Genomic DNA, 13,169 nt, shown 5'->3' with positions numbered 1-13,169 from the left:
CATGCCCACGTTCAACATCGGTGACACCGTCCTGTTTGGCCGCGAGAACGGCGAGAAGACGCTCGGACGCGTCGTGAAGGTCAACGCCGCCAGCGTCAAGGTCGAGCAGACCGAGGCGCGCGGCGGTCGCCCCGTCGGAACCATCTGGCGCGTCGCGCCGTCGCTCGTCTACCCGCTGGAGGGCTCGCCCGCCCTCCCGGCGCTCGCGCCGCTGGTCGCGCTCCCGCCCATGCCGGGGACGGCCCGCCCGTCGTTCCGCATCGGGCAGCGGGTGGCCTTTACGGCCAAGGGGCGCACCGTCACCGGGACGGTGGCGCGCGTCAACGAGAAGACCATCACGGTCGACCACTGCGACGACGGGAGCCGGGGCTGGCGCGTGTCGCCCGCCATGCTCGCCCTCGCCAACGCCCCCGCCACCTTCTGACAGGAGGCCTCCCATGCCACTACGCCCGCCCATGCCGGTGGACCTGCCCCGCTACGCCCTCCTCGTGCTCGGCGTTCTCATCGTCGCGCCCATGGCGGGACTGGTCTACGGACTGCTCAACGCACCCGAGAGCGACTGGGACTTCCACGCCCAGAACACGACGAAGGTCGTCTTTGAGGACGGCACGACGTGCTTCTACCACAGGGCGTGGCGGGCCATGTCCTGCATCCACGTGGAGCCCTACGGCCCTGCGAAGCCTGTCACCCTGCCCTCTTCCCTGCCCCCCACCCGCTAGGAACCAACCCATGTCGAACCACACCCTCTCCATCCCCGACCTCGCCAAGCACCTCGCCTCCCTCTCGGGCGAGCAGGCGCTCGACCTCCTCTCGTCCATCGAGGGGCTCACCGCGAAGGCGACCGCGCACAAGACGGCCATGGCCGCCGCCGAGGCCCAGCGGGACGCGTGGGCCCCCAAGATGGTCTGCTCCTGCGGCGAGCCGGCCACGGAAGCCACCTACGTCCGCTGGGAGATCGCCAGCATCCGTCTCGGCATCCCGACGTGGCGCAGCGACGACAGGCTCGCGGGGGGCATCATCGCGAGTGCTTCCGACTTCGGTGACTCTCCCACCAACGACGAGGACGTCAAGCGCATCGAAGGCGACCTGTGGGTCTCCTGCGGGAAGAGCGAGTGTGCGTGGCGGCGCATCCCCGGTGGACAGGCCGCTATCGTGGGCTGGGAGTAGCCGTGGCCGCCCCCCGCAGCGCGTTCGGCTACGGCACCTTCGACCGGGACGGCAGCACCATCCTCGTCACCGAGGAGCCGGGACCCGACCTCATGGACGTCATGCACCCCACGGCGGCCATGATGCGCCAGATCGACCTCATCCGCGCCGAGGCCGAGCGGTCGATGAAGGAGGAGGGGGGCGTGTCGCCCCTCGTCTTCCTCACCCTCGTATTCGCGGACGCCTTCACCGGGGCGCGTGAGATTCTCTCGCGCTTCGTGGACGGTGACCCCATGGCGTACGAGTTGGCCGAGACCTACCTCGCCCTAGGCTTCCGAGGCCACACCGAGGGCAGGACCGTCGAGAGCCTGCGTCTCAACGTCGCCAGCGTGCTGGACGAGGTTGACGACGACGAGGCGGCGGACGCGACGGGCGAAGAGCCCGTCAACCCCCGCTTGACGCGCAGTGACGACCCCACCGACTCCCCCTCTCCCCATGACCTCTAGGAGGCCTCCCATGCCCAAGACGCTCAACCTCGACAACCTCACCCAGCCCCCCGAGACCGAGGGCAACCCATGGTCGACGCTCGTGTTCGACACGGGCGAGAACGGTCTCTCGGGGTACGCTGCGCACGACGCGATCAAGACCCTCGCCCTCGGTTGGCAGGACGACAACGGCGCGAACCGCACCTTCGTCCTCGAAACCCTGCTCAACACGATTCGGGCGCTCTCCCAGTACTACTGGGGGCTCAAGATTGTCTTCCAGCACGAGGACCTCAACGCGGCGACCGCTGCGCTTGCCGAGCGCGCGTTCATCTACGGCAACGTGACGCGTGCGGACACCGAACGGCTCGGGGCGACGGCAGACGCCCTCTACGACCTCAAGAAGCAGTCAGGCCTGTCCGACGAGGAGGTGAGGGCTCTGATTGAGTCGGCCTTCGCGCCCACGGCCAAGGAAGAGGCGGGTGCCGCATGAAGCCCGCCCCCGCCTCGGACGCCTTCCCCTTCGACCCCGCGCCGGCCAAGGTCGTGCTCAACGCCTTCGTCTCGGACATGGGCGTGGACACCCTGCGCTGGGCGTGGGAGGTCACCTGCGACACGGTCGACGTCGTCGCCCATCACTCCACCCCGGCGGGCGGCAAGCGCGCAGGGCAGAAGGCGATCCTCTGGTTCGAATGGTTCGACTCCTTCCTCAACGGGGGACCGGCGAACCACGTGATTCACGGGCTGGCGCGAGAGGTCCTCGACGCCTGCCCAGACGACCTCCAGCCCGCCCTGCGCAAGGCCGCCATGGAAGCCTTCGTGGTGGGGGACACGCGCACGGCACAGGAGCGCGCCGCCCTCTCCCGTGACAAGGGGCGCAAGGCCGAGGCGACCCCGTCCCCTCTCCCGGCGGCGCAGCGCGCGTCCGCCGCACCCACCCCAAAGCCCAACCCGTTCACCGTCATTCTCGGCGGCAAGGCGGACTGACATGCCCGAACGCATCACGCTCCCTGCCGTGTCCGTGCTCGACCTCGACGCTTGGCAACACGAGGTCGTGCGTCACCCGACCCAAGAGGCCGCCGAGGCCGCCGCCGAGGAAGACGCGCGCATGCTGGTGGGGAGCGAGGTGTACGTTCACCTCGTGGACCTGCCGGGGGGCGCGGACTACCTCTTCGACCCCCCGGTGAAGGTGCGGGTGACGAAGGTCGCCCCCCACCCCACCAACGACGCCGAGTTGGCATACGCCGACGCCTACGTTGACTTCGTCTTCTGCGACCCCGAGGACGCCAAGGTTGCTCCCGGCGCATGGACCTACGCTCGCCAACACGCCTACCCGAGGACCCGCCCATGAACCACGGACCCACCCCCATCGTCCCCAGCCGGCGCGACCTCCACCGCATCTTCCGCGAGGTCGAGGCCGAGACCGGAATCGTCCTGCGGGGCGACTTCTCCTGCTGCTCGTCCTGCGGACAGGTGGCGCTCGACAACCCCGAGGTCGCCCCGAGGGGCTACGCGTTCTACCACGCGCAGGACACCGACCACGCCCTCACCGACGGGGTCGTCTACCTGTGCTTCCACGGGTCCCCCGAGGGGAGCCCGTCCGAGGGAGCGCGGACGCACGCCAAGGTGGGGCGCGACCTCGTCCACGCGCTCGCGGCGCGCGGGCTCTTCGTTCAGTGGAACCGACGCGTGACGACCCGCATCATGGTCGCCGTCGACCGCCGCACGTTCGACCGCTACGCGCCCGAAAGCCACCACATGGCCGGTCTCGCCACCCCCGTCACGACGTCCGCACTGGACGACGGTTGGTCGTGTCGTGTGTGGGAGGAGCCCGAGGCGACCCACCCCGAGGCCCGCTGGTGTGGGATGCTCATCGCCCCCGACGACAGTGGCGCATCGCACCACACGGGGAGCACCCGCGAAGAGGTCGAGGCTGGGATGCGCGAGGTCTACCCCAGCGTGCGCGCCGAGTGGGGCCACGATCCACTGGTAGAGGACTTCGTCGGCACCCCTGTGGGGGACGCGTGAGACCGGGCATCTACCTGCTCGACCTCGACACGCACAGGCGCGAGGCGCTGCGCGTTCCGACGGCGGTCCTCGCCGTGCGCATGGCCGAGAGGGACGCGAGCGTCGTGCGGGGCACCCTCGTCAAGGTGAGCCGCATCTTCGACCACAGGGGCCCCGTGCGCCTCCCCGAGCCCGTCCTCGCGAAGGTCGTCGCCTCGCGCATGGAGATCGAGGAGGGCGACGAACCCTGCATCGACACCGTCTACCATCTGCGCCTGCCACACCCTGTGAAGGGCTACGACACGGGCTGGAAAGCCTACGGTCGGTCCTACACAGTCGGTTGACAGAGCGTCTGGACGTTGGTAGAGGCTGCGGATGCGCAGACCGAACCTTCACCTTGTCACACCCGACCATCCCCCCACTACATCCCCCTTCGTGGAGAACGCCCCCATGCCCAAGGTAACCCTGTCGACCGATACGAACCTCACCTTCACGTGGCGCGGCCTGACCGTGCCCACGGTCGAGGCGCTCTGCGCCGAGTTGGCCGTGCGTCGCGACGCTGGCGAGAAGGCCAACGCCGACGACATTCCCTACGACCCCAAGGAGTTCTACTACGCCCGTCCCCTGATCGTCATCACGGGGTTGGTCGACGTCGTTGACAAGCGTGGAGAGGTCGTCAACGTGGACGAGAGCGTCCTCTGCAAGCACCCGTGGGACCACACGGTGTGGTCGCTGCTGGAGGCCGCCGAGACCGCGCGCGCTCACCGTGGCGCGGTCTACGTCTCGCAGGACGTCCACACGGCGGCCTTCGGTGGCGAGGAGCCCGAGGACCTTGAGGACGACGGGGGCATCTACGTGGACGACGGCACAGAGGTGATGGTCGCGGACTTCGTCCCCGCCCCGCTGCGTGCCGGCGGTCCTGCGGCGCGGCAGTACGTGATGGAGCAGGTCGCCATCGCGAACGCCGAGACCCTCGACAACGAGGACGACGAAGACGCCTACGAGGACGAGGACGAGGACGAGGACGAGGACGACGCGGGAGAAGAGTAGGCTCATGGCCGCCCCTGCGAACCACGGCGACATCGTCGTGCAGGTTCCAGACGGTCGGTGGGTCGTTGCGTACCGACAGGGCGACCTCTACGTCGCCCCTGTCCACGTCGTCCACCGGCTCTACCACGGCAACGTGATCGTCGGCTCCCTGCGAGACGTCTCGGCCTGCTGCTACGGCTTCACCCACTACAAGGACGCGCTCGCCAAGGCGCGCGACCTCTACCCCTACGTCGGCTTCCGAAAGGCCGCGTAGGGGTTTCCCCGTTCAAGGAGACGCCCATGCCCGCGAAGAACCCCATCACCGAGACCGCCGCCTTCCGAGACGCCCTCGGGACCGAGCCCGACCCTGCCACCGCGCGCCGGTTCGGCGTCTCCACCCAGACGGTGCAGGCCTATCGCCGCGCTGCGGGCATCCCTGCCTACGTCGAGGTCCGCAGGGCGCAGGTGGATGCGCTGGTCGCGGCGTGCGACCGCACGACGAGCGCCATCGCACGCGAAGCCGGCGTCTCCCGCAGGGCGGTCTCCAAGCGACGTGCGGCCCTCGGGGAGACCTGCCCCGTCTCCCCCTACTTCACCGACGCGGAAGCACGGCGCGAGGCGCTCCTCGCCTACATGGCCGAGAACCCCACTGCACCTGTGGCCGAGGCCGCACGCGCAGCGGGGCTCTCCCGCTCTCGGGCGTACGCCATCCTCGGCGCTGCCCACGAAGGCTAGGTCGTCTCTGGCGCAGGGGAGGAGGGCACGAAGGCGTGGTTGCCCTCCTCGTCCTCCTCGATCTCCCACCCGTCACCGTCAAGGACGTTGCGCTCGGCCCAGACAAGCGCGGCGCGGACAAACTCGCTGTAACTGATGCCGAGCGTGACCAGCATGGAGAGGGCGTGGTCGCGCTCGACTTCCGTCACGCGGACGTCAGGCAACTTGAACGAAGCGCGGCTACCGGCACGGGGCTTCGGGCCACGCAGCCCGGCGTCGCCCCGGTCGAAGCGCAACTCGGCCCAGCGTCGCGCACGGTCGGCAGAGGGGAAGGGCTGGCGGCTCGCGCGCTCCTCCTGTCCGTCGATGATGCGGTAGATGCCCCACGAGCCGTTGCCGTTGGGGCGAATCTCCCAGACGCCCGCGCGCCAGATGCCGCCCGAGAAGGCCCACGGGACGGGCGGGTGCTTCTCGTCCACCTCTTCGATGGCCCGGTTGAGGTAGGACGCGACGGCGGGGGTCGAGAGGGTCTCGACCGATCCCGGCAGCACGACCTGCCAGCACCCGTTCTCGAACGTGACGGTGAGCCCGTCCGTGCGGGTGGCGGCAGGGATGCGCGGCGCGCGCACCCAGCGGGTCGAGACGGGAACAGAGGACGTGGACATGGCTAGGCTTCTCCTACAGGACCGCCCGCGAAGGACGGCAGGATGGTGGGGTCTTCCAGAACGAGGATGTGATGGAGACGAAGGCCGCCGAAACGCTCGATGGCTTCGTCGGCTGCCTTCTCGGGGTCGTCGTGTCGGGAGAGAAAGAGGAGCCAGTCGGGGAGGGTGATGGGCGATTCGAGCACGGCAAGGCACGCCCCCACCATCTGACCGTCTTTCTCCTTGCCCACACCTACGACTCGGCCCTCGTCACTGACGAAGACGAAAATCTGGGGCACCGTCTCGCTGTCCGACATGAACGCTCCGCGACAAGTACATATTCGCCCAGACGCCGTACGTCAACATGCCTCGACGCGCGTCGGTTTCGTCGCGACGCATGTGTGCTCTAGCGAGGGCTTCCCGTTCCGAGACAGACGCCGACGAGGGGTTGCCACGTCAAGAGCCAACGTGATGCCGCTTCGACCCACCCCTTCTTCTAGAGCGTTTCTGCGCCGTCGTCATCATGATTATGCCCATATGTTATGGAGCGGCTAGGGAAGTATGGGCAAAATCGAGAGGGAACCGGCGCAAAAACGCTCCGCGCACCACAGGTGCCGACAGGTGTTTCGAAGGTGGGCCAGAAAGTGTCCTTGACAGGTGCGTGCTGCCCAAGTTACGCCCGAATGGGCGTAAACCGGGCCACCGCATCTGTGCCGACCGAGAGCGTGCGCACATCCGGGTGAGCCTCCCCGCGCTCTGGGCCGCCCGTCTGCCATCTCTCCCCGGCACCCGTTTCATAACTTCGGGCAACCGGAGACTATGGAGACCGGTGTCTTCGGCCCATAAGTTATCGGCGAGGCGAGCGACCTTATCGTTAGCGGAGACCGAGTTATCTCCGCGTCAGCGGTTTGATAGGGCCTTACGCGGCTGCGCGCTTTGTGCTCGTACCTTATTGAGTCGCTATAGGAGTATGGAGCATGGAGACGTCCGTCGTGACGCCGGTTTGCTCTTTGTCGTTCCGGGCGACGCGTGTAGCACTCCGCCTTTCTAGACCGCTCGACGTGGGGCAGGCCTAACGGTAGGGATGAAGCGACCCGAGGTGTCTCTTGGCAAAGGCCTCCCGCAAGAAGCGCGACCGCAAGTCGCGGCGCACCAACCCCTCCAAGGGTGCCGTACTCGCACTCGTCGCGCTCGGGGCCGTCGCGGCTGGTGGCGCGTGGTGGTGGTTCTCCCAGAACAAGCGCACCTTCGTCGACCCGAAGCAGATCTTCCGGGGAGGCGCTACGCGTGTCTCTCCGATGTCGCTCATGGCGTCGAACCTTCGTCCCGGTGTCGGGGGTGTGGTTCGGACGGGCGAGGCCGCCGCTGAAGAGGCTCCTGCGAAGGGTGCTGGCGGCGTGACGGCTCCGGGTGGCGTTACGGGAGCCGGTAGCCTCCCCGGCCCCACCGCGCCTGCGGCCCCGACGCCCTGAACCCTGTTTGCGGAGATACTCCCCATGATGATCACCCAGATGTACGCGGCCATTCTCCCCGATGGTCGCATCCTCGAAGGCGGCCAGACGGCGGCGAGCGCCGTTGAGGCGGCGAAGGCTGCGGGCGTCGAGGGCAACATTGTCGTCGAGGATCTCGGAACGCTCGCGCGCACCCCCACGCAGAACCCCCGGCGGCGCAACCCCGCCAAGAGCCTCGACGAGGTTCTCGGTCTGGCGGGGCTGCCCGACTCCATCTCGAAGAACGACGTCTTCGCGCTCACCCCCGAGCAGGCCGTGGAGCGCATCCGTCCGCTCTTCGCCTTCCTTGCTTCGGAGCAGAAGCAGTCGGTCATGGAGACCAACAAGAAGACAGGGGAGCGCGAGCGGAAGACCCGTGCGCAACTCGACCGCTTCGGTCGGGCCATCTTCGGTCCTACGGGCTTCTTCTCCTCCAAGAACCCCGGCGTGTGGGCGAAGGAGTTGATGGGCCGGAACGCGAAGTTGGTCAAGGACACGATGAACAACCGCAACCCGACGTCGCTCGACACGCGGACCTCGGGCGACCTCCTCGGCCTGAACCTCTACCCCGCCGACAAGTTGGCGACGGAGTTTCCCGCCACCTACGGGACGGCGGCAGAGGCGAAGTACGAGAACTGGGTGGACGCAGGGCGTCCCGACCCTGACGGCGACGCGTTTGACGCCGAGACCATGCAGGTCTACGGGTTCAACCATCCCCTCTCCCAGATCATCACCTCGATTCAGAGCGGTCGCGGGTTCCCGAAGGTCGTGCGCTCTCTCCCGCAGGGCGAGAACCAGACCATCATCCCCGTGCAGATTCAGACGACGCCCAGCGGAGTCGGACGGTACGACGCGAAGGCGGGCGTTCTGACGCTTACCGAGCAGCAGGTGGCGAACCTTGAGGAGGCCTTCCCGAAGAAGTTCGGCTTCTCGACCTGCTCCGGTGCCTCGGCCTTCTGCAAGAGCACCTGCCTCGTCTACACGGGGCAGAACACGAGCGCCTTCCAGAACGACTGGAAGAAGGCGACCTGCCTCTTCGCCCTCGTGGCGGACCCGGTCGCGTACCTCCGCCTCCTCATCCACGCGCTGGACGAGGCGGGCGCGGAAGCCGCTGCGCTCGGCAAGCCCTTCTTCGTGCGCATGAACCTGCTCTCGGACATCCCGTGGGAGCACATGGTGCCGTGGCTGTTCAACCTCTACGACAACGCCCCGAGCGCATGGTACAGCAACGCGCCGAAGCGCAACCCTGCGGAGCGCAAGCAGCGCACCTTCAGCCGCTCGCAGAAGCGGGAGATGCAGCGGTCGTGGCAGCAGGGCGGGAAGCGCGGCTTCCCCGTGCAGTTCTACGACTACACGAAGGTCTTCGGGCGCGACCCGCTCGCGGTGGGCGTGAGCAACTACGACCTCACCTTCTCCTTCTCCGGTACGAACGCCGAGGAGTGCAGCATCGCCCTCTACGAGCGCGGGCAGCGCGTCGCGGTTGTTTTCGCGGGCGTGAAGATCAAGAAGGAGGGCGGGCGCAAGGTCTACCAGCGCGCGCTCTACACCCCCACGAAGAAGGAAGAAGCGGAGGCGCAGGCCGAGGGCGGCGAGGTCACGAGCGAGCAGGTCGCCGAGGACAAGACCGCGAAGTACGGCTACGGCCTTCCGCTTGAGACGGACATGTTCGCCCGCCCGCAGGACAAGAGGCGCGCGGACAAGGGCATGCGAAAGGTGGTCAACGCCGACCGTCACGACGCCCGCCCGCTCGACCCCCCGAACCTCCTCACGCAGGTCCCGGTGATCTCCGGTCTCGCATGGAAGAGCACGGGCGGCGGCCTCACGGTCACTGACAAGAAGAAGAACGCCTTCGTCTTCCGCCCCGAGGAGATGAAGGAGGGTGAGGGCTGGATCGTCCGAGCCCCTGTTCGTCGCGGCGAGGCGGTCGGTCAGGTTGCGCTCCAGTTTGCTGGTCGCGGGCAGAAGGGCCGCGCGGAGCGCGAGGCCCGTCGCCTCACGGCGCTGGAGAACATCCGGCAGGCCGGGGCGTTCGTCACGCCGACCCTGCTCATCGAGAGCAACAACACCTTCAAGATTGGGAACCGCAAGGAGATCTTCGCGGACGGCGTGTACGTCGTCGCCGAGACCCCGCGCGAGACGAATGTGGGAGAGGACGGCGCGTCCACGCTCCCCGCTACCGCCTAGTCCGGGGAGATAGCCCGTGCCGACGCAACTGCTCGTGAGCGTGCTTCCGGTCGGCCCTCTCAACGCAGGGGCCTCGGTCACGCTCGCGCACAACCTCGCGAGCAACGATGTCTCCGTGGCTCCGACTCTTGTCTTCCCCGACCGGGCGACACCCATCGTGGTCACCGCGACGACGACCACGACTGCCACGTTCACGAATCTCGGGGCTGGTGTAGAGAGCGCGAACTTTCGCTGCGAACGAGGCTGGCAACCGGAGGTCGATGCGTTCTCGGTCACGCAGATGCGGTGGCAGGGAGGCACCGTAGGTGGTGCGGGCGTCGTGGGATACGGCTCGTTCTCGGACACCACCGACCAGACCATCGGGGCGGTCACGCCTCTTCGGGCTCGGTTCAACACGACGGACATCGCGGTTGGCGTCTCCGTGGTTGACCCCGGAACTGGCCCCACGCGGCTCACCGTGGTCGCTACGGGTGTTTACCGCTTCGACATCTCGGCCCAGATGCTCCACACTGGCGGCGGAACGGAGACCATTGTCTTCTGGCCCGCGATCAACGGCACGAATGTGCCGAACGCGGGCAACTCCATCGAGATGGGCAACAACAACAACCGCACGCTTCCCTACGCGAACGTGGTTGTGTCCATGACAGCAGGACAGTACTTGGAGTGGCTCTTTATTGCTTCCACAGGTACGGACATCACGCTTGAGGCGTTCTCCGCTGTAGTCGGGCCCCCTGCCATCCCCGCTATTCCCTCCGTCATCGCGACCGTCACGAGGCTCGCCTGATGTTCGTCCTTCCGCCCCTACCTTACGCCTTCGACGCGCTGGCTCCGGCCATCGACGAGCAGGGGGTTCGGCGGCACTACCTCGATAACCACGCGGGATACACGAAGAAGGTGAACGAACTCGCGCCCAAGGGAGCGAGTCTTCCCAGCATCCTCGCCACCGCGCCCATCGGCTCCCCCCTCTACAACAACGCAGCGCAGTACTGGGCCCACAACATGTGGTGGGAGGGCATGCGCCCGGCGTCACAAGGCGGGGGTCGGCGGCCCACGGGCGCGAGCGCGCAGGTCGTCGAGCAGTTGGGTGGGTACGAGGCCTTCAAGAAGGCGTGGGTCGAGAAGGGCGGAGCCTTGTTCGGGTCGGGGTGGGTGTGGCTCACGCTCGACCGGAAGGGCCGCGCAAACATCGTCGCGCTCCCGAACGCGATCCTCCCCCAGCGGAGCGACGGCTCGTTCCCCATCCTCGTCTCGGACCTGTGGGAGCACGCCTACTACTGCCAGTACGGCACGAAGAGGAAGGACTACCTCGCACGCTTCCTCGACGTCGTCTGCTGGAACTCGGTAAACGCGCGCATCGCGCTCTGGCAGCGGTGCTGCGCATGACCCCGGAGCAGATAGCACTCCTCGACGACGTGGTGAAGACGCAGCGCATCCGCGTCCTCGACGTCTTCGTCATCGGTCCCCTCATGGCGTGGGGCGGCATGCGTCTCCGCCACGAGTACCCCGTCGCCGGGAGCCTTCTCGCCTTCTTCGGGGCCACGACTGTCTGGTACAATGCCCGTAACTATCTGCGCGTGTCCGAGGCCGTGAAAGCAGCGGAGAGCGCATAGGCCTTTATCCTCCCCGTTCCCGAGTAGTTCAGCGGTAGAACAACGGACTGTTAATCCGTGGGTCGCTGGTTCAAGCCCAGCCTCGGGAGCCATCTCCTCAACACTCACATCGGAGTTTTCATCGTGGCTCAACTTCTCGTTCAGGTCGTCTCTGTCACCAACCTCGCCGCCGGGTCCACCGTCGTCGTCCCGCACACGCTGGAGAGCAACGGAGCCGCCGTGGCCCCCACGCTCGTCATCGCCGACCGCGCGACGAGCATCGCGGTGCAGTCCGTGAGCACCACGGGTGTGACCTTCGTCAACAACGGCACCGCGACCGCATCCGCGAACTTCCGTCTGGAGCGCGGCTGGCAGCCCGAGGTCGACGCCTCGACGGTCACGTCGTTCCTCTGGAACGGCGGCGGCGGGTCGAGCGCGGCGGGCACGACGACGAAGGTGCTCGCGCTCACGACCCCGGTCACGGGGTTCTGTGCGAGCAGCGGCGCGGAGAACATCTTCACGAACGGTCAGGTGGTGCTTCCCGCGAACACGCTCGCGGCGGGCTCGACGATCACCTTCCGCGTCGGCGGTCTCGTGAACAACGCGGGTGGAACGACCCTCCAGTTCCGGTTCTACGCGGACTCCGATGGTTCCGCTCCGTTCACGGGCCTCCTCGCGGACACGAGCGCGCTGACCCCCGCCAACAACGTCCCCTTCTGGCTTCAGGCCTCCTGCACGATTCAGGGTACGGGCACGCAGGTCGGCACGGCGGGCATCACGTCCGGCTCCTACAACTCCGGTGCGGCGGGCGTGAACATCTGCTTCTCCACCGCCGTTGGCTCGGGCGCGAGCAGCCCCACGACCACCGTGGCGAACACCCTCACCATGACCGCGCAGTTCCTTGTGGGAGCGGCGGGGAACAACATCACCATCAACACCTTCGAGGTCTACGTCGCGCGCTAGTCGCGAGGCGCGGTAGCACTCCGCCCCTGCCCGAGCCCTCCCCGTGCATGGTCACGCGGGAGCGGCTCGGGTAGGCTCGTTTCATGTCGCGCCGCGTTTCTGTCCCCCTGCACGAGCACATCGCCTTCGAGGATCCCCGAGCCTCCAAGGCGTTCGTGCGTTGGTTCGGGGACAGCGCGGTCAAGGACGAGACGGGGCGTCCGGTGGTCGTCTACCACGGGACGACTTCGGGCGGCTTCACGCAGTTCGACCTCTCCCGTATGGGGCCGCAGCACCCCGGCTTCTACTTCACGAACGACCTCCGCACCGCCAGCACCTTCGTTCGGGGGAAGATGACGGGCATCCTCATGGACCCCGCGCAGGGAGGTATCCGCGAAGGTGCGTACCGTCTGTACCTGAAGATGGAGCGACCCTTCGTCCACGACGCAAAGGGGCGAGAGTGGACGGACCTCGTTGTGCCGGAGTTTCCGCAGGCGAGCAGCACCTACGAGGTCGCGCACGCGGCGAAGGATGCGGGTTACGACGGAGCGATCTTCCGAAACATCCGAGACACGGACCTCGCGACCGGCGAACTCCCACCCTCGGACGTCTACGTCGTGTTCGACCCGCGAAACATCAAGTCCGCGACCGCGAACGTCGGCACCTACGACCCGAACGACCCCGACATCCGACGCAACCCCCGTGCTCGTAGCACCCGGAGTGCGCAGAAGCGGCGGTAGTTTCGATACCAGCCGTGATGCCGATATTGTACTTACCATTAGGTTCAAACTCTGTTGGAATCGTAATAGTAACAAACAAATCTGGCTTTTGGATAAAGTTTTGAGTAATGATACGGTCAATAATCATCTTATCCTTGGGATTATCTGGATTTAAAGCGTTCATTGGAGTCTCACCCCAATTGACAGAAATCACCTTGACATC

At 67.0% G+C, this 13,169-nt stretch carries 21 protein-coding genes and 1 tRNA gene; 20 read left to right on the top strand and 2 right to left on the bottom strand.

Annotated features, from left to right (window positions below):
* Position 1 precedes the first annotated feature (1 nt).
* From EB084_09400 to EB084_09345, 12 genes are all read left to right on the top strand, one after another.
* Positions 2-424, top strand: a complete 423-nt coding sequence (locus EB084_09400; protein NDD28464.1) for a hypothetical protein — start codon at positions 2-4, stop codon at positions 422-424.
* A 37-nt stretch (positions 425-461) separates the two neighbouring features.
* Complete coding sequence (locus tag EB084_09395; GenBank protein NDD28463.1) at positions 462-719, top strand: hypothetical protein; 258 nt, start codon at positions 462-464, stop codon at positions 717-719.
* 10 nt (positions 720-729) lie between these two features.
* Positions 730-1,167: a hypothetical protein gene (locus EB084_09390; protein ID NDD28462.1), complete on the top strand. Its 438-nt coding sequence runs from the start codon at positions 730-732 to the stop codon at positions 1,165-1,167.
* Between the two features lie 2 nt (positions 1,168-1,169).
* Positions 1,170-1,652, top strand: coding sequence for a hypothetical protein (locus tag EB084_09385; GenBank protein ID NDD28461.1), 483 nt, complete (start codon positions 1,170-1,172; stop codon positions 1,650-1,652).
* Positions 1,653-1,662: 10 nt separating this feature from the next.
* Positions 1,663-2,121 (top strand): hypothetical protein, encoded by a 459-nt coding sequence (locus EB084_09380; GenBank protein ID NDD28460.1) that lies wholly within the window; start codon positions 1,663-1,665, stop codon positions 2,119-2,121.
* Positions 2,118-2,615, top strand: a complete 498-nt coding sequence (locus EB084_09375) for a hypothetical protein (protein NDD28459.1) — start codon at positions 2,118-2,120, stop codon at positions 2,613-2,615. The genes EB084_09380 and EB084_09375 overlap by 4 nt, the downstream gene beginning before the upstream one ends.
* Position 2,616: 1 nt before the next feature.
* Positions 2,617-2,979 carry a hypothetical protein gene (locus EB084_09370; protein ID NDD28458.1) on the top strand — a complete coding sequence of 121 codons (363 nt, stop codon included), beginning with the start codon at positions 2,617-2,619 and terminating at the stop codon, positions 2,977-2,979.
* On the top strand, positions 2,976-3,656 hold the full coding sequence (locus tag EB084_09365) for a hypothetical protein (protein NDD28457.1): 681 nt from the start codon (positions 2,976-2,978) through the stop codon (positions 3,654-3,656). The genes EB084_09370 and EB084_09365 overlap by 4 nt, the downstream gene beginning before the upstream one ends.
* The gene (locus tag EB084_09360) at positions 3,653-3,979 is read left to right on the top strand and encodes a hypothetical protein (protein NDD28456.1); all 327 of its coding nucleotides are present in this window, start codon (positions 3,653-3,655) and stop codon (positions 3,977-3,979) included. The genes EB084_09365 and EB084_09360 overlap by 4 nt, the downstream gene beginning before the upstream one ends.
* Positions 3,980-4,085: 106 nt before the next feature.
* Positions 4,086-4,685: a hypothetical protein gene (locus tag EB084_09355; protein NDD28455.1), complete on the top strand. Its 600-nt coding sequence runs from the start codon at positions 4,086-4,088 to the stop codon at positions 4,683-4,685.
* A gap of 4 nt (positions 4,686-4,689) precedes the next feature.
* A complete protein-coding gene (locus EB084_09350; protein NDD28454.1) occupies positions 4,690-4,938 on the top strand; it encodes a hypothetical protein in 249 nt (82 codons plus the stop codon).
* Between the two features lie 26 nt (positions 4,939-4,964).
* Positions 4,965-5,399: a hypothetical protein gene (locus EB084_09345; GenBank protein ID NDD28453.1), complete on the top strand. Its 435-nt coding sequence runs from the start codon at positions 4,965-4,967 to the stop codon at positions 5,397-5,399.
* Here EB084_09345 and EB084_09340 read toward each other — a convergent pair.
* A complete protein-coding gene (locus tag EB084_09340; GenBank protein NDD28452.1) occupies positions 5,396-6,043 on the bottom strand; it encodes a hypothetical protein in 648 nt (215 codons plus the stop codon). The two genes, EB084_09345 and EB084_09340, sit on opposite strands and share 4 nt — an antisense overlap.
* A gap of 2 nt (positions 6,044-6,045) precedes the next feature.
* Positions 6,046-6,339, bottom strand: a complete 294-nt coding sequence (locus tag EB084_09335; protein NDD28451.1) for a hypothetical protein — start codon at positions 6,337-6,339, stop codon at positions 6,046-6,048.
* Positions 6,340-7,128: 789 nt separating this feature from the next.
* Here EB084_09335 and EB084_09330 point away from each other — a divergent pair.
* The 8 genes from EB084_09330 to EB084_09295 all read left to right on the top strand — a co-directional run bounded on the left by EB084_09330 (position 7,129) and on the right by EB084_09295 (position 12,967).
* Complete coding sequence (locus tag EB084_09330) at positions 7,129-7,494, top strand: hypothetical protein (protein NDD28450.1); 366 nt, start codon at positions 7,129-7,131, stop codon at positions 7,492-7,494.
* A 24-nt stretch (positions 7,495-7,518) separates the two neighbouring features.
* On the top strand, positions 7,519-9,696 hold the full coding sequence (locus EB084_09325) for a hypothetical protein (GenBank protein NDD28449.1): 2,178 nt from the start codon (positions 7,519-7,521) through the stop codon (positions 9,694-9,696).
* Positions 9,697-9,712: 16 nt separating this feature from the next.
* Entirely contained in the window at positions 9,713-10,480 is a 768-nt protein-coding gene (locus EB084_09320; protein NDD28448.1) for a hypothetical protein, read from the top strand.
* Complete coding sequence (locus EB084_09315) at positions 10,480-11,079, top strand: superoxide dismutase (GenBank protein ID NDD28447.1); 600 nt, start codon at positions 10,480-10,482, stop codon at positions 11,077-11,079. The genes EB084_09320 and EB084_09315 overlap by 1 nt, the downstream gene beginning before the upstream one ends.
* Entirely contained in the window at positions 11,067-11,306 is a 240-nt protein-coding gene (locus EB084_09310; protein NDD28446.1) for a hypothetical protein, read from the top strand. The genes EB084_09315 and EB084_09310 overlap by 13 nt, the downstream gene beginning before the upstream one ends.
* A 17-nt stretch (positions 11,307-11,323) precedes the next feature.
* Positions 11,324-11,398 (top strand) — tRNA-Asn (locus tag EB084_09305).
* On the top strand, positions 11,364-12,248 hold the full coding sequence (locus EB084_09300; GenBank protein ID NDD28445.1) for a hypothetical protein: 885 nt from the start codon (positions 11,364-11,366) through the stop codon (positions 12,246-12,248). Before EB084_09305 ends, EB084_09300 begins: the two co-directional genes overlap by 35 nt.
* Positions 12,249-12,331: 83 nt before the next feature.
* Positions 12,332-12,967 carry a hypothetical protein gene (locus EB084_09295; protein NDD28444.1) on the top strand — a complete coding sequence of 212 codons (636 nt, stop codon included), beginning with the start codon at positions 12,332-12,334 and terminating at the stop codon, positions 12,965-12,967.
* Positions 12,968-13,169: the final 202 nt, after the last annotated feature.

The sequence above is a fragment of the Pseudomonadota bacterium genome, assembly GCA_010028905.1.
Classification (GTDB): Bacteria; Vulcanimicrobiota; Xenobia; order RGZZ01; family RGZZ01; genus RGZZ01.
This window is presented reverse-complemented; position numbering and strand designations above follow the sequence as displayed.

What these genes read in the sequence shown, in the direction of transcription:
- EB084_09390 (NDD28462.1), top strand. Translation starts at nt 730, where the DNA reads ATGTCGAACCACACCCTCTCCATCCCCGACCTCGCCAAGCACCTCGCC.
- EB084_09345 (NDD28453.1), top strand. Translation starts at nt 4,965, where the DNA reads ATGCCCGCGAAGAACCCCATCACCGAGACCGCCGCCTTCCGAGACGCC.
- EB084_09335 (NDD28451.1), bottom strand. Translation starts at nt 6,339, where the DNA reads ATGTCGGACAGCGAGACGGTGCCCCAGATTTTCGTCTTCGTCAGTGAC.
- EB084_09315 (NDD28447.1), top strand. Translation starts at nt 10,480, where the DNA reads ATGTTCGTCCTTCCGCCCCTACCTTACGCCTTCGACGCGCTGGCTCCG.
- EB084_09340 (NDD28452.1), bottom strand. Translation starts at nt 6,043, where the DNA reads ATGTCCACGTCCTCTGTTCCCGTCTCGACCCGCTGGGTGCGCGCGCCG.
- EB084_09295 (NDD28444.1), top strand. Translation starts at nt 12,332, where the DNA reads ATGTCGCGCCGCGTTTCTGTCCCCCTGCACGAGCACATCGCCTTCGAG.
- EB084_09400 (NDD28464.1), top strand. Translation starts at nt 2, where the DNA reads ATGCCCACGTTCAACATCGGTGACACCGTCCTGTTTGGCCGCGAGAAC.
- EB084_09370 (NDD28458.1), top strand. Translation starts at nt 2,617, where the DNA reads ATGCCCGAACGCATCACGCTCCCTGCCGTGTCCGTGCTCGACCTCGAC.
- EB084_09375 (NDD28459.1), top strand. Translation starts at nt 2,118, where the DNA reads ATGAAGCCCGCCCCCGCCTCGGACGCCTTCCCCTTCGACCCCGCGCCG.
- EB084_09380 (NDD28460.1), top strand. Translation starts at nt 1,663, where the DNA reads ATGCCCAAGACGCTCAACCTCGACAACCTCACCCAGCCCCCCGAGACC.
- EB084_09365 (NDD28457.1), top strand. Translation starts at nt 2,976, where the DNA reads ATGAACCACGGACCCACCCCCATCGTCCCCAGCCGGCGCGACCTCCAC.
- EB084_09350 (NDD28454.1), top strand. Translation starts at nt 4,690, where the DNA reads ATGGCCGCCCCTGCGAACCACGGCGACATCGTCGTGCAGGTTCCAGAC.
- EB084_09325 (NDD28449.1), top strand. Translation starts at nt 7,519, where the DNA reads ATGATGATCACCCAGATGTACGCGGCCATTCTCCCCGATGGTCGCATC.
- EB084_09355 (NDD28455.1), top strand. Translation starts at nt 4,086, where the DNA reads ATGCCCAAGGTAACCCTGTCGACCGATACGAACCTCACCTTCACGTGG.